This is a genomic window from Lyngbya aestuarii BL J, assembly GCF_000478195.2.
In the GTDB taxonomy this organism is placed as follows: domain Bacteria; phylum Cyanobacteriota; class Cyanobacteriia; order Cyanobacteriales; family Microcoleaceae; genus Capilliphycus; species Capilliphycus aestuarii.
In genome coordinates this window covers 40,609-61,784 of the sequence record NZ_AUZM01000036.1, presented here as the reverse complement: position 1 = coordinate 61,784, position 21,176 = coordinate 40,609, and the positions used below count along the sequence as shown (strand labels likewise).

Annotated in this window: 18 protein-coding genes; 10 read left to right on the top strand and 8 right to left on the bottom strand. The window is 40.3% G+C overall.

The window, feature by feature from the left end; genetic code table 11:
- Positions 1 to 965: sensor histidine kinase (locus M595_RS15795; protein ID WP_023067294.1), on the top strand; the 965-nt coding region annotated here is incomplete at its 5' end.
- Positions 966 to 1,213: 248 nt separating this feature from the next.
- On the top strand, positions 1,214 to 3,859 hold the full coding sequence (gene amt / locus M595_RS15790) for an ammonium transporter (RefSeq protein WP_040484195.1): 2,646 nt from the start codon (positions 1,214 to 1,216) through the stop codon (positions 3,857 to 3,859).
- Between the two features lie 8 nt (positions 3,860 to 3,867).
- Here amt and M595_RS15785 read toward each other — a convergent pair whose 3' ends face one another.
- Positions 3,868 to 5,319 (bottom strand): RecQ family ATP-dependent DNA helicase, encoded by a 1,452-nt coding sequence (locus M595_RS15785; RefSeq protein ID WP_023067317.1) that lies wholly within the window; start codon positions 5,317 to 5,319, stop codon positions 3,868 to 3,870.
- Between the two features lie 81 nt (positions 5,320 to 5,400).
- On the opposite strand from M595_RS15785, the gene M595_RS15780 reads away from it, so the two are divergent.
- From M595_RS15780 to M595_RS15770, 3 genes are all read left to right on the top strand, one after another.
- Positions 5,401 to 6,252: an alpha/beta fold hydrolase gene (locus tag M595_RS15780; protein WP_023067303.1), complete on the top strand. Its 852-nt coding sequence runs from the start codon at positions 5,401 to 5,403 to the stop codon at positions 6,250 to 6,252.
- A 215-nt stretch (positions 6,253 to 6,467) separates the two neighbouring features.
- Positions 6,468 to 7,049: a hypothetical protein gene (locus M595_RS15775; protein ID WP_023067302.1), complete on the top strand. Its 582-nt coding sequence runs from the start codon at positions 6,468 to 6,470 to the stop codon at positions 7,047 to 7,049.
- 102 nt (positions 7,050 to 7,151) lie between these two features.
- The gene (locus M595_RS15770) at positions 7,152 to 7,577 is read left to right on the top strand and encodes a hypothetical protein (RefSeq protein WP_023067296.1); all 426 of its coding nucleotides are present in this window, start codon (positions 7,152 to 7,154) and stop codon (positions 7,575 to 7,577) included.
- A gap of 36 nt (positions 7,578 to 7,613) precedes the next feature.
- Here the strand turns inward: M595_RS15770 and M595_RS15765 are convergent, their stop codons facing one another.
- The 5 genes from M595_RS15765 to M595_RS15745 form a co-directional block, all read right to left on the bottom strand.
- The gene (locus M595_RS15765; RefSeq protein WP_023067299.1) at positions 7,614 to 8,678 is read right to left on the bottom strand and encodes an ABC transporter ATP-binding protein; all 1,065 of its coding nucleotides are present in this window, start codon (positions 8,676 to 8,678) and stop codon (positions 7,614 to 7,616) included.
- 51 nt (positions 8,679 to 8,729) lie between these two features.
- Positions 8,730 to 9,500: a carbohydrate ABC transporter permease gene (locus tag M595_RS15760; RefSeq protein WP_023067314.1), complete on the bottom strand. Its 771-nt coding sequence runs from the start codon at positions 9,498 to 9,500 to the stop codon at positions 8,730 to 8,732.
- A gap of 106 nt (positions 9,501 to 9,606) precedes the next feature.
- Positions 9,607 to 10,515, bottom strand: coding sequence for a carbohydrate ABC transporter permease (locus M595_RS15755; protein WP_023067309.1), 909 nt, complete (start codon positions 10,513 to 10,515; stop codon positions 9,607 to 9,609).
- A 44-nt stretch (positions 10,516 to 10,559) separates the two neighbouring features.
- A complete protein-coding gene (locus tag M595_RS15750; RefSeq protein ID WP_023067335.1) occupies positions 10,560 to 11,930 on the bottom strand; it encodes an ABC transporter substrate-binding protein in 1,371 nt (456 codons plus the stop codon).
- A gap of 277 nt (positions 11,931 to 12,207) precedes the next feature.
- The gene (locus M595_RS15745) at positions 12,208 to 13,176 is read right to left on the bottom strand and encodes a glutathione S-transferase family protein (protein ID WP_023067293.1); all 969 of its coding nucleotides are present in this window, start codon (positions 13,174 to 13,176) and stop codon (positions 12,208 to 12,210) included.
- Positions 13,177 to 13,394: 218 nt separating this feature from the next.
- On the opposite strand from M595_RS15745, the gene M595_RS32375 reads away from it, so the two are divergent.
- The 3 genes from M595_RS32375 to M595_RS15735 all read left to right on the top strand — a co-directional run bounded on the left by M595_RS32375 (position 13,395) and on the right by M595_RS15735 (position 15,920).
- Positions 13,395 to 13,796 carry an MATE family efflux transporter gene (locus M595_RS32375; RefSeq protein ID WP_023067287.1) on the top strand — a complete coding sequence of 134 codons (402 nt, stop codon included), beginning with the start codon at positions 13,395 to 13,397 and terminating at the stop codon, positions 13,794 to 13,796.
- A gap of 12 nt (positions 13,797 to 13,808) precedes the next feature.
- A complete protein-coding gene (locus M595_RS15740) occupies positions 13,809 to 14,747 on the top strand; it encodes an MATE family efflux transporter (RefSeq protein ID WP_275044465.1) in 939 nt (312 codons plus the stop codon).
- 228 nt (positions 14,748 to 14,975) lie between these two features.
- Complete coding sequence (locus M595_RS15735) at positions 14,976 to 15,920, top strand: Hpt domain-containing protein (protein WP_023067308.1); 945 nt, start codon at positions 14,976 to 14,978, stop codon at positions 15,918 to 15,920.
- Here M595_RS15735 and M595_RS15730 read toward each other — a convergent pair.
- Positions 15,917 to 17,935: a DICT sensory domain-containing protein gene (locus M595_RS15730; protein ID WP_023067290.1), complete on the bottom strand. Its 2,019-nt coding sequence runs from the start codon at positions 17,933 to 17,935 to the stop codon at positions 15,917 to 15,919. The two genes, M595_RS15735 and M595_RS15730, sit on opposite strands and share 4 nt — an antisense overlap.
- A 161-nt stretch (positions 17,936 to 18,096) precedes the next feature.
- Positions 18,097 to 19,182 (bottom strand): metallophosphoesterase family protein, encoded by a 1,086-nt coding sequence (locus M595_RS15725; protein ID WP_023067301.1) that lies wholly within the window; start codon positions 19,180 to 19,182, stop codon positions 18,097 to 18,099.
- Between the two features lie 109 nt (positions 19,183 to 19,291).
- On the opposite strand from M595_RS15725, the gene M595_RS15720 reads away from it, so the two are divergent.
- Both M595_RS15720 and M595_RS15715 read left to right on the top strand, forming a co-directional pair.
- The gene (locus tag M595_RS15720) at positions 19,292 to 20,755 is read left to right on the top strand and encodes a slr1306 family protein (protein WP_023067286.1); all 1,464 of its coding nucleotides are present in this window, start codon (positions 19,292 to 19,294) and stop codon (positions 20,753 to 20,755) included.
- A gap of 110 nt (positions 20,756 to 20,865) precedes the next feature.
- On the top strand, positions 20,866 to 21,153 hold the full coding sequence (locus M595_RS15715; protein WP_023067291.1) for a hypothetical protein: 288 nt from the start codon (positions 20,866 to 20,868) through the stop codon (positions 21,151 to 21,153).
- The last annotated feature ends 23 nt before the right edge of the window (positions 21,154 to 21,176 follow it).

The following is a 21,176-nucleotide window of genomic DNA, read 5'->3' as shown; positions in this document are numbered from 1 at the left end:
AAGAATCTTTTTCTCGTTTAACTGAAATGAATGAAGATTTACAAGCCTCAGAAATGAGAAAACGTGAAAAAGCCATTGCTTTAGAACAATCTCTCCAAAAATTACAACAAGCACAAAGTCAATTGATCCAAACTGAAAAAATGTCTAGTTTAGGTCAAATGGTTGCTGGAGTTGCTCACGAAATAAATAATCCTGTTAACTTTATTCATGGAAACTTAGTTTATCTTAGACGATACACCCAAGATTTACTTGAGTTGATTGAACTTTATCAACAATCAGGAACTCAGCCCCCAATTGAAATTATACAAAAAATAGAAGATATTGAACTTGATTTTATCCAAGAAGATATTGATAAATTACTCAAATCCATGAACGAAGGAAGTAGTCGAATTCGAGAAATTGTACAATCATTGCGTATTTTTTCTCGTCTTGATGAATCCGAACTCAAGCCTGTAGATCTTAAAACCGGAATTGATAGCACATTAATGCTTCTACAATACCGATTAAAAGGACAACCTGGATATCCAGATATTGAGGTCATTACAATCTATGAAAACTTGCCTTTAGTTGAGTGTTATCCTGGCCAAATTAATCAGGTTTTGATGAATATTATCAACAACGCTATTGATGCTTTACACGAGTATTTTTATCAAAAAAAAGCAGATGATGAAAACGAAGAATCCCTTCGGATTGAAATCAAAACTAGAATAAAAGATCGACATTGGGTTTCAATTCACATACTAGATAACGGCTCAGGTATTAGTGAAGTCATTCAGAATAAAATTTTCGATCCTTTTTTCACGACTAAAGCTGTGGGCAAAGGAACCGGACTCGGACTGGCAATCAGTTATCAAATTATTGTTGAAAAGCACAAAGGAGAATTAGAATGTTATTCTACCCTGGGCAAAGGCACCGAATTTATAATTACAATTCCGATCCAGTTGAGTTCAAAAGTAAACTTTTAATTTACCGGGTTAAAACTAAAATATAATCAATGTATGATTTTATAGATTACCTAAAACCTTAACTTACATAGACGTTTAGTTAAAATTCCATAAAAAAAGTTAATACTTGACGCCGAAGATCAGTCAATGCCAAGCTTGTAACATATCAATTTTAAAATCTCCGTAACTTTTCGGACTTTTATATTTTTTAATTGAATAATTGTTACAAACATTTTCTGATCAACCTTTAATTTCATCTACAAGAAGTAATGATTGATACACTTTGGCTCTTACTCTGTTCTTGCTTAGTTTTCCTAATGCAAGCTGGATTTATGTGCTTAGAATCGGGACTAACCCGTTCAAAGAACAGTATTAATGTTGCGGCAAAAAACTTAGCAGATTTTGCTGTTTCAGCCCTTTTATTTTGGGGAATTGGTTTCGGTTTAATGTTTGGTTCATCTCATCTCGGTTGGCTTGGAACCAATAATTTTTGGATCAACCTAGACACCGCAAAGATTACGGCTTTTTTCCTGTTTCAAGTCATGTTTTGTAGTACATCAGTCACCATTGTCTCGGGAGCCGTCGCCGAACGCATGAAATTCAGTGCATACCTGATACTGGTCGCCTTAGTCTCGGGTTTGATTTACCCGATTTTTGGTCATTGGGCCTGGAATGGAGTAGACCACGGTGTCCTGGCTGGTCGTTTAGGTTTTCTCGGCTTTGTTGATTTTGCAGGTTCAACTGTTGTTCACAGCATTGGTGCCTGGGTGTCCTTAGCCGCCTTATTACTGATTGGCTCTCGTTCGGGTCGCTTCCCCAAAACCAAACCGCCTCAAAAAATTCATAGTTCTAACCTACAATTTTCGGTTTTAGGAACGATGTTACTCTGGTTTGGGTGGCTTGGTTTTAACGGAGGAAGTACCCTCGCTTTCAACGAACAAGTTCCCCATATTATGGCCAACACTGTACTCGCAGGAGCAGGGGGAATGGTGTTAGCAGGTGGCCTGAATTGGAGAAAACGCAAAGCACCCGAAGTCGAAACCTTGATTAATGGTACACTCGCCGGACTTGTAGCCATTACAGCCTGTTGTCATGCCGTCACAACACCGATTGCCGTGATCATTGGGGCTACTGGAGCGGCTGTGATGCTTTTAACTGAAATACTTTTAGAAAATTTACGAATTGATGATGCCGTCGGAGCGGTGGCGGTACATGGGGGAGCGGGAGTTTGGGGAACCTTGGCAGTGGGATTATTTGGTCAGCCCGAATTATTAGGAACAGGGTTGGATCGATACGCCCAAATTGGGGTGCAATTGTTAGGAATTTTTGTGGGATTTGGCTGGGGATTTGGCTTGGCTTATTTGCTGCTCTTTTTAGTCAATCGGATCGTCCCTTTGCGGGTTTCGGTCTCAGAAGAAAAGATTGGCTTAAATATTTCCGAACATCGAGCAAAAACCGAGATTTATGACTTATTTCAAGTCATGGAAAAACAAGCCCAAGTCTATGACTTGAGTTTACGCGCTCCAGTAGAACCCTTTACCGAAGTGGGGTTAATTGCAGAACGTTATAATGCAGTGATGGATGCCTTAGAAGAAGCTGTAACCCGCACCGAAGCGATTGTTAAAACGGCAATGAATGGCATTGTTACCTTTAACGGGAAAAATTTAGAAATTACAACTGCTAATCCTTCAGCCGCAACTATTTTTAGTTATCCAATTGAGCAGTTAATCGGGATGTCTATTCATACTCTTTGGAAATGGCATGACGATCAAATTGAAGATCAAGATAAAATTTTACACGAATTATTAAAAACCGGACGACATGAGTTAGTTGGATGTCGATCAGATGGTTCCCAATTTGCCCTAGAAGCAACCGTTACCCAGGCAAAGTCAGGATTACTTTCCTTTTATACTGCAACCTTTCAAGATATTAGCCAACGCAAACAGGCAGAAGAAGCCTTACGACAATCAAAAACCCGACTCAAGCAAAAAAATAAAGAACTAGAACAGGCATTACAGGAACTACAACAGGCACAAAGCCACCTGATTCAATCCGAAAAAATGTCTAGTTTAGGACAAATGGTTGCGGGAATTGCCCATGAAATTAATAATCCGGTAAGTTTTATTTATGGAAATATTCAACCCGCTTTAAGTTATACTCAAGATTTACTCAAACTTCTCGAACTTTATCGAAATCATTATCCTCAACCTCAACCTGAAATTGCTGATTATGCTAATGAAATTGATATTGATTTTTTAAAATTAGATTATCTACAACTTTTAAAGTCGATGCGTATTGGGGCTGAACGCATTCGAGATATTGTGAGTAGTTTGCGAAATTTTTCACGTTTAGACGAAGCTGAGATTAAAGCAGTTGACCTCCATGAAGGAATAGAAAGTACCCTGTTAATATTACAAAGTCGTCTCAAACAAAGCGGAGATCATCCTGAAATTAAAATTGTAAAAGACTATGATAAACTTCCTTTGATTGAGTGTTATCCGAGTCAGCTTAATCAAGTTTTTATGAATATTATTAGTAATGCAATTGATGCCCTTGAAGAACACAATATTCAGCAGATTTCTCAAGGGATTAAATCTCAACAGTACCAAATTAAAATTCAGACTTTATTCGTCGATAATCAGTGGGTTGAAATTCATATTACTGATAATGGGCCGGGAATGTCGAAAGAAGTAAAATCAAAGCTCTTTGATCCGTTTTTTACCACAAAACCTGTTGGGAAAGGTACAGGTTTAGGATTATCAATTAGTTATAAAATTATTGTCGAAAAGCACAAAGGAAAAATCTGGTGTTCTTCAGAACCCAATCAAGGCACTGAATTTATTATTAAAATTCCGCGTTTAATTCTCTCTATTGCTCGTAAATTAGAATCCTCTAAATACCATAATAAAAGTTAAAATTAAGCCTATTTAAGACAATTATCACAATGACCACAACGCATTGAATTAGCTGCTTGATTAAAACCAAATGCCTCTAATAAAAACTGCCACCGACATTGATTAGTCTTCAGATATTGAGTCATTTGTTTAATCGCTTTAGTATTATGGTCGGGGAAAGAAACAGAACTTGAATGAATCACATAATGAAATGGATCTTGCCAAGTTAACTGTCCCGAACTATGTAACAAAGAAAGCGTGATAGCACCGTTGCGAAACTGATCCGATATTTCTTTTATTTCTCCCTGTTTCGGTAATTTTTTGATCAGTTGATTTGCCTGTTGATATTGCTGTCGCCAATTTTCCTGCAAATATTCACGGCGTTGTTTGTCTTCGGGATACAGCCAACCTGTCGGTTCACTGACTAATGTTAAAGCCATTGCAGGTTTCCCATCTCGTCCCGCCCGTCCGACTTCTTGTAAATATTCAGACAACAAAAATGGGGCTTGAAAATGCAGCACCCAACGCACATTCGCCTTATTAATTCCCATCCCAAATGCCGAAGTACAGACCACAAACTTCAGCGAACCTTTTAACCAAGCTTGTTCTATTTCTCGACGTTCCTCACCGCTTAAACCTGCGTGATAAGCTGAGGTTTGATAACCCTGTTGTTTCAGGCTATCTGCTAATTTTTCGCTATCTTTTCGAGTTCTAACATACACCAAACCCGTTTGTTTTTTGCGAGTTTGAATAAACTTTAAAAGCTGCGATCGCCGCCCTCTCGGAGTCCAAACAGTTTTAACGTTTAAATTTAAGTTAGGGCGATAGGGATTGACAACAAAAGATTGAGGATTATTTAGATTTAAAACGGTTTGAATAGTTTGTTGCGCCGCTGGATTTGCCGTAGCTGTAAACGCAGCAATTGCAAACTTTTTCTGAGTGGGTTTTAGCTGCAAAAGTGTAGATCGAATCATACCCAAACGCCGATAAGCAGGTCTAAAGGTATCCCCCCATTGTACCAAACAATGCGCCTCATCCAAGATTAAACCATTCACTAAAATACGCGGATGAGCAATCAAACTCCACACCGAGGAACTCAGCAACGTTTCCGGGGAAAGATACAACAATCTTAACCGATTTTGTTCGAGCAATCTTAAGGTTTGTCGTCGCTGTTGAGAAGGAAGTTGACTATGTAATAAAGCCGCCGGAAGGTGTTTTTCTCGGAGTTCCTGGACTTGATTTTCCATCAATGCAATTAATGGCGAAACCACCAGCGTTAAACCCGTTTGTAACAAGGCCGGAAGTTGAAAACAAATCGACTTTCCCCCTCCTGTCGGCATGACAACAAGTGCGTCTTGTCTGGAGAGTAAACTGCGAATAATTTCTCCTTGTGGGGGTCGAAAGTCTTTATATCCCCAAATGCGCTGAAATTCTGTTTTAACTCGATCCCAAGAGATAGAGTGAGAATCTTTTGTATTCATTGTAGTTGACAGATATCCCTGGTTTTTATACTATCATTCTATCAAAGATAAAATTTTTGTCATAATTTTTTGGATTTTTATATGAACCCCATCCGCAAAACACTAGAATGTTCTCAAATCAAAATTTCATATTTAGAATGGAACCCGCCCCAAACCTCAGAAAATACTCAACCCTTACTGCTGTTACATGGGTTGGCCGATCATGCTTTGGTTTGGACAAATTTAGGAAACTTTTTAGCCGATAACTATCATATTGTCGCCCCAGATATGCGAGGTCACGGCAACAGTAGCAAACCCAATACAGGTTATAGTTTTTCAGAAGCGATCGCAGACTTAGAAGCGTTGATGCAGCATCTAAACTGGTCAAACGCCCATATTTTAGGTCATTCTTGGACGGGAAAATTACTACCCATTTGGGCAAAACAAAATCCAAAATATTTTCGCAGCATGATTTTAGTAGACCCCATTTTTATTACTAAAATGCCCGCTATTTTTAAACTGAGTTTACCCATCGTTTATCGAAAATTAGACTGTTTAAAAGGAATGGGGCCGTTTTCCAGCTACAAAGACGCCGAAGAACAAGCAAGTCAACTCAGTCAATATGCAGGTTGGAGTTCGCTACAACAGCAGGTTTTTCAAGAAGGAATCGAACAAAAACCCGATGGAAAATGGGGAAGTAAATTTATCATTCCCGCCCGAAATCAGATTTTTTCAGACGTGATGAAAGTTGCGGGTTTAACCAAAAAAATCGACATACCCACATTATTTATACAGCCAGAAAGAGGAGTCAACCGCATGGACTGGCAACTCAAACCCTATCAGAAATATTTAACCAACCTCAACATTAAACAAGTTCCGGGCAATCACTGGCCGTTTCTGGTTGAATCCGATATGTTCAATCAAACCGTTGCCGAATTTTTAGCAACAAATTAGTTTAGATCAAAACAGTAAGTTCATAGTTATAATTTAGCACATAAAGCAAGGGCTGAACCCCAACTACAAGCTTTCTAAGTCGGCAATTTACTCTGTAGAATGATAGTAGAGTTGCATAATAAATAATAAAGTGCTATTATTAACAATAGAGTTGTATAATTATGAGAACAAGCAGTGTCCCGTTAATAGCACAGTAGTAGTCCTCATAATATGTTATGAAGTATACATACAAATATCTCAACCCTTCTGAACTTTCTCGTAGAAATCAAGAGTTCTGTAGAACAAACGATGTAAAGATATCGACTGAAAATGCTAAGAAGGTTGGAATAATTTGTTTAAGGGCTATCCAGATTTACCAGGAAACACAAAATAATATTGGTAGGGAGAAATCTAACCTGAGGATATGGGTTAGAGGAGCAAGGAATTCTGCTAGAAATCATGGGCGATTAATTAGGTATAAAGGTGCATCTAAGACAAGAGGTTCAATCAATGCTTCGATCAGTAACATAAATGATCAAGTATTGAATAATATTGATTTAATGCTTGGCATAATAGACTCTAATATGGATTGCGCCAAGCAGCGCCTGAAGAAATGTCTAGACTACACAACAATGTCAGACATAAAAAGCTATGAAGCCACTTATATAGAAGAGCAAGAGCAGCTCAAGAAACACAAGTCGCTCAAAGAAGTAAGAATAGGCTTGTATATCTCTGTAGTAGCTGTTCCAATAGTTGCTATTAAAATTTTTGCAAATGCTGCTATCAATTTATTTCTCTTAATATTATTTGTAATTTGAGTTTCTGTAATCTGGGGAATCATTGCATTTTACCTGATCAAGTATTTAACTAAAAGAATAGAAAGATTTGAGAATGCCCAGTCTTCTATTAGAGATCTAAAAATGAAGAAGACTCAAGAAGAACAAGATTCAATTAATTTCGTTTCAAATTTCAATGATGAATCTGAAGATAAAGCAGTTGCAGATAATGATCAAGAATCTGATACTTCTGAAATGTATGTCATTAATGAGTTGGCGAAGAAATTAAGAGAAGAGTATCTTATTCTTGAGAACGCCTGCTTTAACTTTGATATAGATGCTAACAATTGGATGGATTTAGCAGAAAAAATACACAAAGATTTAGATGAAACAAATGATTTTCAACAAAATGATTCTCAAAGCCAACTCAGAAGCAATCATAATATCTCAGATAGATATACAGTGAACGACTTGAAGTCAAGATTCTCAAGCTTTCAGGAAGCTAAAGAGTTTTATGGTATATCCGCTAAGGGATGGCAAGCATTAGTATATAGGTTAAATAACCAATAATAAGTAACCCAACATTCCCCCATCTTTATTTAATATTTAATTCAAGCGATCGCCCGTTTCTACATAAAACCAATGCAGTTGTTTTTTAATTAGAGAAATAGTGATCATTTCTCCTTCCCAAGTGCGATCGGCAGGCACCATCACCCGTAAGGTTTGATCGGAACCATTTACCCGAACACTCAGCAATTTTTCCTTTCCAAAATCTTCCACCAAAAACAGATGACCGGCTATGGTTTCACCTGTTTCAATGTCTCCTAAACTAATATCTTCGGGACGAATTCCCAAAATGACTTGATGAGGTTGAGTTTTTAACTGAGGTAAAAAGATTTTATAATCTCCCAAAACTGCATGGTTTCCCTGACAGTCAAGGGTGATTAAATTCATTTGGGGACTGCCCACAAAACCCGCCACAAACTTATTAGCCGGAGCGGTATAAATTTCGTGCGGGGAAGCCAATTGTTGCAAATAACCATCGCACAACACCGCTATTTTATCCGATAGCGTCATCGCCTCGATTTGGTCGTGGGTAACGTAAACAACGGGTTTATTTTGTGTTTCAAATAACTGTTTTAAATCCGCCCTAACCTGTTCTCGCAATAACGCATCTAAATTACTGAGCGGTTCATCTAATAAAAAAATATCGGGATCTCTGACCAAAGAACGAGCCAGCGCCACCCGTTGACGTTGACCCCCGGAAAGTTGACCGGGTTTGCGGGTTAACAGATGTTCTAAACCCAATTTTTGGGTAACATCATTGACCCGTTTTTCTATCTCCTCCCGGGGTATTTTTCGCAGTTTTAAAGCAGCCGAAATATTTTCAAAAACCGTCATGTGAGGATAGAGTGCATAACTTTGAAAAACCATCGAAATATTGCGTTTTCCGGGGGGAACGGAAGTCACATTTTTGCCGCCAATAGTTACTTTTCCTTGGGTGGGTTGTTCGAGTCCGGCGATTAATCTCAGTAACGTTGATTTTCCGCATCCAGAAGGGCCGAGTAACGTCAGAAATTCCCCATCTTCTACTTCTATAGTGATATCTTTGACCGGAACAACCGAGGGGGCGAATTGTTTGCGGAGGTTTTGAAGTTCGAGTTTAGCCATAATAAAATGTGAGTTTAAATGAGTGAAAAATTGAGTTACAAATCGAACAATTTAACCCTTGACTGCACCTGCGGTAATTCCCTGCACAATGCGTCTTTGAAAGATTAAAACGAGGATAATTAACGGTAATGTTCCGGCAATTGTAGCCGCAGCAATTGGGCCGTAAGGAATTTCATAAACGGAAGCGCCTCCCAGTTGAGCGACTGCAACCGGGATGGTATATAAGTTTTCTCGGGTAATAAACGTTAGGGCAAAAATAAACTCATTCCACGCGAAAATAAAGGTTAAAATTCCGGTGGTAATTAAAGCGGGAGTCGTCATCGGGAGGACGATATTTAATAACATCGATACGGTGTTATAACCATCTACTTTTGCCGAGTCTTCTAAATCTTTGGGGAGTTGTTGGAAGAAACTCCGTAAAACTAAAATCGTTAACGGTAAGTTGATCGCCGTGTAGGGAATAATTAAAGCCAGGTAGTTGTTTCCCAGTCCGAAAAATTTGACCACTTCCAAGAGTCCCAAAAATAATAGGACATAGGGAAATAACGTCACAATTAAAACAAAAGCTAGAATAATATTTTCCCCCGGTATTCTCAACCGTGCTAATGTATAAGCCGCAGGCGCACCGATGGCTAAACAAAAAAGGGTTGAGGTAAAAGAAACAAAGGCACTATTGAGAACGTACTGAAGAAAAGGTAAGCCTAAACTGATATAATGTTCGAGGGTCAGTTGATTGAAACTTGGGAAATAAATCGTCGGAATTGAAGCAATCGCTTCATTTGTTTTAAATGAAGTCAGAATTTGCCATAAAATTGGTGCCAAACTAAAAGATAACGGTGAAAAAGACTCCGAGAAATAGAAAAACGGATTTTAAACTTCTAGAGCTTTGCTTTGGAGTCGTTTCAGCTTTGGAAATATTGGCCATATTTTATTGTCCTCCGGTAAGATTAACACGGCTTTTTGATAACAAAAATGCTGCAATAACTACGGCAGTAACTAATAGTAAAAATGTTACCACAACCAACGCCGCCCCGTAGCCAAAATCTAAATAACGTCTAACGGTTGCGTAGATATAAATAGAAACGGTTTCTGTGGAGCCTGCTGGCCCCCCTCCGGTCATAACTTGAATCAGGTCAAACACCCCAAAAGCCTGAGCAAATCTAAATAGTAAAGCGATAATAATTTGGGGCATTAATAACGGTAAAGTGATTTGACGAAAACTCTGAAACGGGTTCGCCCCATCAATAGAATGAGCTTCGTATAAATCCACCGAAATCGATTGTAATCCGGCTAATAAAAGAATAGAAATAAAAGGCGTTGTTTTCCAAACTTCGGCGACAATTAAAGCAAACATCGCTCGGGTCGGATCTCCTAACCAAGTGATACTGGTTTCCATTAATCCTAACCGTTGTAAAAGGTCATTGACGACACCATATTGACCGTTAAAAATCCACGCCCAAGCTAACCCCATCACAGCCGTTGGTAACGCCCAAGGAATTAACGCCGAAGTTCGTACAAATCCCCGTCCACGAAAGCTTTGATTGAGAACTAAAGCAATTCCCATTCCCAGAACTAATTCTATCGTAATTGAAATCACGGTAAAAACACTGGTATTCCACAAACTTTGCCAAAAGCGTCCATCTCCCAACAGTCGATTATAATTATAAAATCCCGAAAAAATGGGTTCTAACTGAGTTCCTAAGTTTTCGCGGAAAAAACTCAACCAAAAGGCTCTAGCAATTGGATAAATAAACACCAAGGCTAAAACCAATAAAGCGGGTAAAATTAACAGCCAACCCGTGCGTTTTTCTTGTTGTTCAATGTCTTTTTGTTTCATTCATCTACGTTGTTAAAGTTAAACCGATTAATTGAGACTGAAAACTATTGTTCTAAACTTATAACTCGCTGTTGTCTTCCTAATAAAGTACGGGTTTCTGTCGCAGCAGCTTCTAGAGCAGCTTTGGGAGTTTGAGAGCCTGTTAATGCTGCACTAAGATAACGCTGTAAAATATCAGACGTTTGAGCATATTGAGCAATGGGTGGACGTAGAACGGAGTTATTAATAACATCTAAAAGTTGGGGATAATGAGGATATTTTGAGACTAATTCTGGATCTAAAAACAGCGAGCGTCGTCCAGGAACAAAGCCTGTTATTAGAAAATACTGACGCTGCACATCAATATTATTAAAATATTCAATCACTTTCCAAGCTTCCTGTTGATGGGGAGAACGACTGGAAATCCCAAACCCCCAACCGCCCAAACAAGCTCCACTGTTGAAACTTGGAGCATGAATCATCGGTTTAATGCTAAATTGACCTGCAATTTTAGATTGATTGGCTAAAGGAACCACATAAGGCCAATTGCGTAAAAAAGCTGTATTTCCACTTTGAAATAAGAGTCGAGTTTCTTCTTCAGAATAAGTGGTTACATCTTGAGGAGAAATCCCTTTTGTAATCGTTTGACGCAAAAATTCGGCGGCGGCGATTGCTTCTGGGCGATCAAGTCCGACTTCATTCGTTTCTGGATCAACCCAAAATCCCCCAAATCCTTCTAAAATTTCCGTAAATAAAGCAGACAATCCTTCATATTGTTTTCCCTGCCAAATAAATCCCCATTGTGCTAATCCTTGGTCTTGAATTTGTTGAGAAATTTCGACTAATTCTTCAAAGGTTTCTGGGGGGTCAGCACCCACTTGTTTTAAGAAATCTGTACGATAATACAGCATTCCACCATCAGCCCGCAAAGGCATTCTATACAATTTTCCTTGATAACGTCCTCCCTCTGTTACGCCTTCTAAATAGGGAGTGAGTAAATCGGCATCCACCCACTCGGATAAATCGGCTAACCAACCTGCGGCTGCAAATTTTTGCACCCAAACAATATCCATATAAACGATATCATAGGGCGAATCTCCTAATAAAAAAGCCGAAGTATAAAGATCTTCGACCAGGTTTGTGTTATTCGGCCCTTTGACAATTTCTAGGGTAATATTTGGATTTTTTTGGTTAAAATCTTCAGCAAAAGATTGTAATTGTGTTGCTTCTCCAGCTTGCACTAAAAATCTAACGGTAACAGGATCTTGAGAAAAAGAGGGAAAATGACTGAACAGCCCAATACTGAACAGTGTTACAATTGCTAATCCAATTCCACGAAACACTCGCCGACTCCACACTAAAGAAAACCATGAGAGAATCACCCCTCTCCGTTCAAAAAGTTTTAACCAATCTTTTAATTTTTGACTCTTAAACATTATTATGTTTTGCCGAAACAGACCATTCGCAAACCCGACACAATCAGAGTTATCAATTAATATTTTATTCTGCTTTTTGAGTGAACTCAATCTAGAGCCACTCTAAATTCAATGTCATTATACTATATCCTGTCTCGCTTTAGAATTCAAACGATCGCAAACACCAGAGTAATTCTTGAATACAGGACTAATTTTCACGATAACCGCTCATTTTTTAACATAGAAAGGGGAGTTTTTCCCCTCTCTTTAGATAGAAATCTAATCTTTTACCCGGCGTTTACTGACTAAACTTTTCGCGGTCATGAGGTTCATCAAAGTTAATAATTGGCCCGATTGGAACCACTCGCGTTGGATTAATTTGAGTGTGACTTTTGTAGTAGTGACGCTTGATATGATCTAAATTACAAGTTTCCTTAACTCCTGGTGTTTGATAGATATCTTTGACATAATTCCATAAATTTGGATAATCCACAATTCGCCGTAAATTACATTTAAAATGACCGTGATAAACTGGATCAAAACGAAATAGTGTAGTAAACAGACAAACATCCGCTTCAGTCAGTTTATTTCCACACAAATATCGTTGACTTTCTAACACCTGTTCCCAATGATCAAGATGTTTAAATAACTCAGTAACGGCTTCTTCATAAGCGGTTTGACTCGCCGCAAATCCGGAACGATAAACCCCGTTATTAATCGGCTGATAAATGGCATCAATTGTTTGTTCAATTTGCTCTTGGAGTTCATTAGGATATAAATTTAAACCTGATTTTGAATGGGCTTCAAATTCAACATCCAACATCCGAATAATTTCCCGAGATTCATTATTGATCATATGCTGATTCGGTTTATCCCAGAGTACCGGAACCGTTACCCGTCCAGTATATTGAGGATTGGCTTTTAAGTACAATTCACGTAAATAATTACAGCTATTAACAATATCAGGAATACATCCCGGTTCTTCGGAAAAATTCCAGCCATTTTCTCCCATTTCCGGATCAACAATTGAAACCGAAATCACATCTTTTAACCCTTTTAAATTCCGCATCATTAACGTTCGATGCGCCCAGGGACAAGCTAAACTTACATAAAGATGATAACGATTTTGTTCAACTGTAAATGCACTCGAACCATCTTTTTTAATCCAGTTGCGAAACTGGGTTGGCATTCGGTTGAATTTACCCTGATTATCTTGTTCGGTCCATTCCGTTGTCCATTTTCCATCGACTAACATTCCCAGTGGCATAATACTCTCCTATCTTGTTTGGATAATTATCGATTAATCTTTGACTTCAAAAATAATCATGTTGAAGACTTCCCTGTTTGATTTTAATTCATAATCTAAAAATAAAATCATTCACAGCAAAATTTATGCTCCCTTGATCGAAGAACGATTGTTAAGCTATACTAATCTAAATATTAAGAGATTTTAAGTTATCTCTCATTCAGAGTAAATTATTCTCAATGTTCAAACCTCAATTTGATCAGTTACACCATCGTTTCCTACAGCTTGCGACAGTCAATATCCTCTCTAATTTAATGGTTCCCCTCGCCAGTTTAGTCGATATTGCTTTCTTGGGACATTTAACCGAAATTCGTCATTTAGCTGGGGTTGCTTTATCGACGGTACTGTTCAAATATATCTATTGGACATTCGGTTTTCTCCGGATGGGAACGACAGGCACTACCGCTCAAGCATTAGGAGCAAAAGATTATGATCGTACCCTATTAATCTTACTCCGAAATGGCTTAATTGCCTTAATTGTTGGACTCACAATTCTTCTCTTACAATATCCCCTACGTGAACTCGGTTTTACCCTGATCAGTGCGACAGCCGAAGTCAAAATTGCTGGACAAGACTACTAAGACAATACCTTAATCTGGAGTGCGCCTGCTACACTTTTAAACTTTGTATTCATGGGTTGGTTTTTAGGCCGGGAACAGGGCGGAAAAGTCTTTTTACTTTCAGCCGTTAGCAATGGCAGTAACGTGATTTTAGACTATTTTTTCATTCGACAATGGGGTTGGGAAAGTGCGGGGGCAGGTGCTGCAACGGCCTTAAGTCAATACCTGATGCTACTGATCGGTTTATTATTAGTCGCTTGGGAAAAACCTTTTCCACAGATAAAAATTCTGGCTGGAAGAATTCTCAACCGAGAAGCTTTAAAAGCCTCTTTTCTCCTCAATACTAATATTTTAATCAGAACTTTTGCCTTGATTTCTACCTTTGCCTTATTTACCAACTTGAGTTCAGCATTTGGAATTATGGTTCTGACAACCAATACCTTATTAATGCAAGCAGTAACACTCTCTGTTTACTTTCTAGACGGACTCGCTTTTGCGACTGAAAGTTTAGCCGGAAGTTATAAAGGTGAAGGGTCAAAACAACAATTAATTCGCTTAGTCAAACTCTCAGGAAGTTTAAGCTTAGGAATGGGACTCGGACTTGCCATTATCTTCGTACTCATTCCCGGATTTGTATTTGGTTTGTTAACCAATCATAGTGATGTCATTTCTGGAATTGATCATTATGTATTTTGGTTACTCCCCGTGTTAGGCTTAGGTTCAATTGCCTTTATGCTTGATGGTTATTTCTTAGGATTAACAGAAGGGCGAATTTTACGAGATTGCGCTCTAATTGCCACTCTTGTTGGTTGTATTGCGATGGCGATCAATGCGTGGCAGTTTCATAGTTCTCATTTGTTGTGGCTAGCCTTATCCTTATTTATGGGAACCCGAGTATTAACTTTAGGATTAAAAGTCCCCTTAACCTGGGATAAACTCAGTGTTTCCCGAGAGCCGGAGATCGGAAAATAGGGGAAGCAGGGGAGAAGGTCACAGAAAAAACTAGAGATCATACCTGAAAAGAATTGATTTAGATCTGGGCAACCTACAATTGATGGGTTAAAGTTGTTTTGAATGATCAGTCCGTTGCCTGTCATGTCGGTTTTAATCATAAAAGCCTAGCCCTTTTCTTTGGTCGCGGGATCACCTCGCTCGAACAGTCAACTCGGCTTGGCATTTGAATAGATTAGGAGGATAGCCGTGCCCCCAGATCAACAGCAGTACCAGAAAATTTTCGTCGCCTTCATGGAAGAAGCCGGAGAACACCTCGAAATCATGGAGCAAGGGCTAAAACGCCTGAGCGTTGTCATGGCGAACCCGGATCGCGAAGAGGCGATCGCCATCTACCGTGCTGCTCATACCATCAAGGGAGGTGCGGCGATGCTCATGAATCAAAGTCCCAATTTAGTCAGTATTAACAAAGTAGCCAAAAGTCTCGAAGACTGCTTTAAACCCGTCAAAGACACCCCCTTTAAAGTCGATGCCACGGCCCAATCTCTGGCCAATAAAGCCTATGAAGTCTTAAAAAATCTGATCACCCGCGCTCAGAGTCCGGCAGGATTGTCCCCGCAAATGGGCGAAAAAATCGTCACCGCCTCAACACCCCTCTTTGAGAAACTCGAAGCTCACCTACTCTTCCTGGTTAGCGGCAAAGCGGCTCCTGCGGCTCAACCCCCGGCTGCAACCGCTCAAAAGGTTCCAAAAGCTGCCGCTCAAGTTATGACCGTTCTCAAACCCATGTTACAGGGCTTAAAACAGCCGGAATCTCCCGCTTCTCGCAAACAAATTGCGGGATTATGTGGGCGTCTGACCAAAGTTGGCCCCGGTGTAGAGCCTTGGCAAACCCTGGTGAAAACAGCTTACCAAGCGATCGCGAACCCCAAAAATTCTTACAAAGACTTAGCGAACACCGTCATCAAAGAATTAAAGCAGGGATCGGAGTTTCTCGAAGTCGGAAAAGCAAACGTTATCGCACCCAGTCCAGCCTTATTACAACTCACAGGCCGAACCGCGACCGCCGCGACGGCGCAAGAAATTACGATTCCGGCCGATCCCAAAGAAGTCGTAAAAGTCTTGCTGAAAACCTTTAATAAAAAACAATTGCAAGCGATCGCTCAACTCTTGATCAAACACATCAAATCCTAAGCCCTTTTCGGCTTCCTCGCTCTTTCTCCTCTGCCTTTCTCCCCGATTGATAATTCAACCGGAACCGTAAAATGAAACTGACTGCCGCGATCGCGTCCGGCAGAAATTGCCCAGATCTGTCCGCCCATGCCTTGGACGATTTGACGACAAATCGCTAAACCCAAACCCGTTCCCCCCACTGAACGTTTAAGAGAATCTTCCTCTTGATAAAAGCGATCAAAAATCGTTTCTAACTGATTCGGTTCAATGCCTCGTCCAGTATCGGCAACCACCACTTCTAACATTGGGAGTGAATGTCGGGGACGCTTTTGATTAGCGACCGGGGGCATGATTCTCGCTTGAATCGTCACCTGTCCAGCCGTTCCGGTAAACTTACAGGCATTATCCAACAATTTCGTTAACACTTCCACCAATCCTTCTCCATCTGCCCGTACACAAGGCAATTGCGGGGATAACTCGATCTTGATCGGGGGTAAGCCCTCACTTCCCCAAATCGTTCTCAAACCCGCCAGAGCAAACTCAACCACTTCTTGGAGTTGTAGCGGTTCTGGACGTTTTGAAGTTTGACCACTTTCCAACTTAGACAAAGTGAGAATATCTTGGATCAACCGTCGCAGTCGTTCCGAATCGGTTAATGCCATATCCAGCATGGTTTGGCGAAATTCAATCGGCATATCCGGTTCACTTGCTAGACTTTCGAGACAAACTTGAATCGTCGAAAGGGGGGTTCGCAGTTCGTGACCGACAATGGCTATTAAGTTATTTTGAATCCGTTCTAGGGCTTCGAGTTGTTCGTTGAGTGAGATTAAATTTGCATAAGCTGTCGCTTGAGTGAGCGCCACACCAATTTGAGTCGCGATCGCTTCGAGTAACGCAATATCTTGACCCCGCCAATGATAGGCTTGCACCCCCCCATAATGCAACTCGATCATCCCTAACAAGCTTCCTCGGTAACGAATAGGAACCAACAGCCAAGCCCGAATATTCGCTTTTTCAATCTTTGTCCTCAACAGTGCATTTTCCAACAAGTAGGAATTTTTCGAGACATCATCAACTGCTAACGCCCGATCTTGAGCCTGAACCGCCACAAATAAGGGATTATCAATTAAAGACCAAGATTGTCCTTTTAAGGACACCATTCCCGAGGGGAGAAATTCATATTCTATTTCGGCTTCTCGCGCCCGAGGATTGAGACGATAGAGTAAACAGCGACAGTTTTCAAAGGTTTCGCCAATCTCCTGCACTGCAATGCTGAAAATCTCACTGGAGTTGAGGGAACTGCGAATTGCCGTCGCCATCACATTAATCAGACGTTCTCGACGTTCTTTTTCGGCGATCGCCCGGTAAGCTTTGAGGAGTTTATACTGATTGGTCTGTAAATAGGTGACGAGTCGAGTCGCAAAGATTTCCGTATTAATGGCTTGTTGGCTCTGTAGAGAAACGGATTGAGAGGTTTCAGGGGTTAGTTGGTATTGTTGGTAAGCCTGTTCGACTTTGGGTTTGAGTTGGGGAGAATCAGCCACAATATAGTCTAAGAGCCAGCGAGCCGCCGAGCGACTGATTTGAGGATCAAAGGTCCACAATCCTTGAAATCGTCGGGCTTGATCGACAATATTTCCCGCTTCCGGGTGTTCTCGACACACCAAACAAGCAGTATAATCTGCCGCAACAATCACTAAATGCCATTCTTGTGCGAGTTCATCATCAGGGTTTAGGGGAATGATTTCATAGGGTTCAGAATTTAAACTCAAGTTGGATGAAACTTCCGGTACTGCTAAAACATAAACCTGATCACTTTGTTGAGCAATTTGACGATAGCGACGAATTTCTTGCCGATAAAAACGCTCTTGTTGAAAATTGGCAATTACTAGAGGTTGATCTGATCTCGCTAGCACTAAATCTTCGATCGCGTGGGATAAAGCCGTCAGAGAAGATTTAAAATAAACCTGGATTTGCAGGTCTGTTCGTGTAGAATTTGGGAGTAGATTATCCAGTAAAGAATTAGGGTTGCTCATTAGGAATCTTAAGCAAGTTAGGGGGAAGTCTTTCAGAGAGCCAGACTATTCACAAATTCATTGAGACACGCCATCGCTTTCTTAACGGTACAATATTATTATCAAACAATTCGCCGAAAATTAAATTTTATCAGCCCCATAATGTCTCGTTTAAAACAGAATTAACTCAGCAATAACGTTGCCTGATTATCAATTGCAGACTCACTACTAAATGCCTCAAAATAATCTCGAACCGGAGTCGGTAACGTGGGAAAATGTAACTCCGCATCTCCTCCGGCAACATCAGCCCAAAAATAACGCAAATCAGGAGCCAACTGAACCGCTTGTTCCTGTGGTAAACTTAAAGGAGGACTGGTTAACAATTTTGTCATAAATGCAAACGAGTGATCGGCAATCCGCTCCCGTGACTGTTCGGTTAAATCCGGCCAGCCGGCAACAGAAGTGATACGATGAGACTCAATCTGTAATACCTGTTTTCCATCCGATTCTGTTCGGAAATTGACAATCCGATAAGGGTGAGGATAACTCACTAAAGAACCTGTTGTAATCTCATAAATATTTTGCCATTGAGCAATATCTTGAACGTGCAAATGACCCGTAAACACAAGCTTTACGCCAGCTTGATCCAGTATTTCTAACAATTGCGGTGCATTTTTTAACATATACCGACGACCTAAAGGATTAGTCGCTTGACCCGGAAGATGTTCAATCACATTATGATGTAACATTACCATCACCAACTCATCCTCAGTCGTTGCTAACACTGCTTTTAACCAGTCAAGTTGCTGTTGATCAAGATAACCGATTTGTCTTCCCGTTTGATCAAAAATGTTAGAATTTAACCCGATCAACCGCACTCCCGGTAAAATCTCATGGGTATAGTGCAACTGATCAATGTTTTCATAGCCAAACTGATGATAATACCGGGGAAAATCACTCAAACCTGTTACCTTGTCATTTCCCACCGAGAGCGGTACATCATGGTTTCCCGGAACCACATAAACCGGAAAGGGAAGTTTAGCTAAACGTTTACTCAACCAAACATGATTATCAATCTCCCCATCTTGGGTTAAATCACCCGGTAACAGCAAAAAGTCTAAGTCACATTCGGCTAAATGTTCAAGAACAAGTTCTAACGTCGGAATACTGACTTCAACCAGATGAAACCGTGTAGGATGATCCCAAATCGTGTGAGAAAGGGCAATATGGAGATCGCTAACAATGGCAAATCGAAAATTTAAGCTCATAGTCTTATCAGCGTATGACGTTGATCCCGGTACAATATTAAGCATAGCTTCAGTTTTGATCTAAGCTTGAATGTAACGTTATTTCAATCAGTTATCACAATTTTTTATTATGACGGCTAAATTACAACGCCCCATTCTAGTTGGGGGAATCGGACTCTCTTTTTTACTCTGGTTAGTCAACAGTATGGCGCATTCGGCCGCTGAATTGGGTGAAACCGCATTAGTGGGGACAATGGCCATCGGAGCCGGGCTTTGGTGGCTACAGCGACAGTTTCCCCAAACCACCCCCGCCCTGACTCCCAAAATTGTGGATCGCCAAAGCGTCGATCAAGCACTCGCTCAAACGGGAACGATGATCGAAAAGTTGACTACCATTGCTCAACAAAGCCGCTCTCCACAGGATTTTACCGCCAACATTGCTCAATTCCAACAACAGCTTACCGAACTCTCCTCTCAACTCGAACGTCAAGCCTTATCGATTGGGGTTATGGGGGGAAAATCGGTGGGAAAAACCCTGTTAATGCAGGTCTTATCTAACTATGATATCCCTCAATACAGCCAACCGTTAACCTGGGTGGAAATTCCCGAAGGACAGCAAAATGGATTAACAAATTGTGATATTGTCCTCTTTCTCATCAGTGGGGATGTCACCGATCCCCAATATCAAACCATTTCTCAACTTTTACTGCAAAGTCAGCGGGTGATCTTCGTTTGGAACAAGCAAGATCAACATTCCCAGGAAGAACAACCCGTTATCCTCCAACGCCTGCGAGAAACCATGCAGGGATTGTTAGAACCCGAAGATGTGATGGCGATCGCCGCTTCTCCGAGTCCCGTGAAAGTCCGTCAACATCAAGCCGATGGTTCAGTTAAAGAATGGATGGAAGCGCAACAACCGGAAATTCTACCCCTAACTCAACGGCTCAGTCAGATTTTACAACAAGAACAACAATCTTTAGTTTGGGCGACGACTTATCGACAAGCCAAAGCCTTACAAGCCCAAGTAAAAACGGGTTTAAATCAAGTTAGACGGGAACAGGCTTTACCGATCATTGAACAATATCAATGGATCGCTGCCGCGACAGCTTTTGCAAATCCGGTTCCGGCGTTGGATGTATTAGCAACTGCGGCAATTAATGCTCAGTTAGTGATTGATTTGGGTGGAATTTATCAGCAAAAGTTTTCTCTAGACCAAGCCCAAGAAGTGGCGAAAACGGTGGGAAGTCAGATGTTGAAATTAGGGTTTGTAGAACTGACCACTCAAACTTTAACCTCGATGTTAAAAAGTAATACAATGACCTTTGTCGCGGGTGGCGTGGTTCAAGGCGTGAGTGCAGCCTATTTAACTCGAATTGCGGGTTTAAGTTTAGTGGAATATTTTCAAACGTTAGAGATAGATGAGCAGGAGTCGGGTCAGTTTGCCCTCAATCTTAACGCGCTCAATCAAACCTTGAAAACTGTGTTTCAGCAAAACCAACAGCTTTCGTTATTGCAATCTTTTGTGAAACAAGCGATGAATCGTCTGTCTCCCCAAATTCAACAAAAACAAGCCAGTCAATCTTCTGCCTCTTAACAGCTCACAGAGGAGAGTTTAGAGCGTTCTCAAACTGAAAACAATTGGTTAATTAAAAAATTACATTAATCGATTGTTTTTTTGATCTCAATCCCAAACAGGAAATTACAATGAATTTATTTTCCAATTCAAATCCCGATTCAGAGAATGGTCATCGTTCTGATGATGCTTTAAATACACTTAATAATCATCATCCAGATACAGACTCGATTGATGATGATGTACAACATCAAGAACCCCATCCAGAGACGATTAAAGTTCTTCGTCGTTCTTTTATTTTTTTAGTGATTATTGGGTTAGTATTAGGAACAATTGTCGCGACTGGAGTGATCTATCTTATGAATCGATTTGATCTTACAGGTCAACCTTCTCAAACGCCTATCGAACAAGTCGAATAAAACTCGACAATAAAACTCAAAAC

Bases quoted from the DNA above. Each gene is read 5' to 3' on its own strand.
- amt (WP_040484195.1), top strand. From the start codon at position 1,214: ATGATTGATACACTTTGGCTCTTACTCTGTTCTTGCTTAGTTTTCCTA.
- M595_RS15785 (WP_023067317.1), bottom strand. From the start codon at position 5,319: ATGAATACAAAAGATTCTCACTCTATCTCTTGGGATCGAGTTAAAACA.
- M595_RS15780 (WP_023067303.1), top strand. From the start codon at position 5,401: ATGAACCCCATCCGCAAAACACTAGAATGTTCTCAAATCAAAATTTCA.
- M595_RS15775 (WP_023067302.1), top strand. From the start codon at position 6,468: ATGAAGTATACATACAAATATCTCAACCCTTCTGAACTTTCTCGTAGA.
- M595_RS15770 (WP_023067296.1), top strand. From the start codon at position 7,152: ATGAAGAAGACTCAAGAAGAACAAGATTCAATTAATTTCGTTTCAAAT.
- M595_RS15765 (WP_023067299.1), bottom strand. From the start codon at position 8,678: ATGGCTAAACTCGAACTTCAAAACCTCCGCAAACAATTCGCCCCCTCG.
- M595_RS15755 (WP_023067309.1), bottom strand. From the start codon at position 10,515: ATGAAACAAAAAGACATTGAACAACAAGAAAAACGCACGGGTTGGCTG.
- M595_RS15750 (WP_023067335.1), bottom strand. From the start codon at position 11,930: ATGTTTAAGAGTCAAAAATTAAAAGATTGGTTAAAACTTTTTGAACGG.
- M595_RS15745 (WP_023067293.1), bottom strand. From the start codon at position 13,176: ATGCCACTGGGAATGTTAGTCGATGGAAAATGGACAACGGAATGGACC.
- M595_RS32375 (WP_023067287.1), top strand. From the start codon at position 13,395: ATGTTCAAACCTCAATTTGATCAGTTACACCATCGTTTCCTACAGCTT.
- M595_RS15730 (WP_023067290.1), bottom strand. From the start codon at position 17,935: ATGAGCAACCCTAATTCTTTACTGGATAATCTACTCCCAAATTCTACA.
- M595_RS15725 (WP_023067301.1), bottom strand. From the start codon at position 19,182: ATGAGCTTAAATTTTCGATTTGCCATTGTTAGCGATCTCCATATTGCC.
- M595_RS15720 (WP_023067286.1), top strand. From the start codon at position 19,292: ATGACGGCTAAATTACAACGCCCCATTCTAGTTGGGGGAATCGGACTC.
- M595_RS15715 (WP_023067291.1), top strand. From the start codon at position 20,866: ATGAATTTATTTTCCAATTCAAATCCCGATTCAGAGAATGGTCATCGT.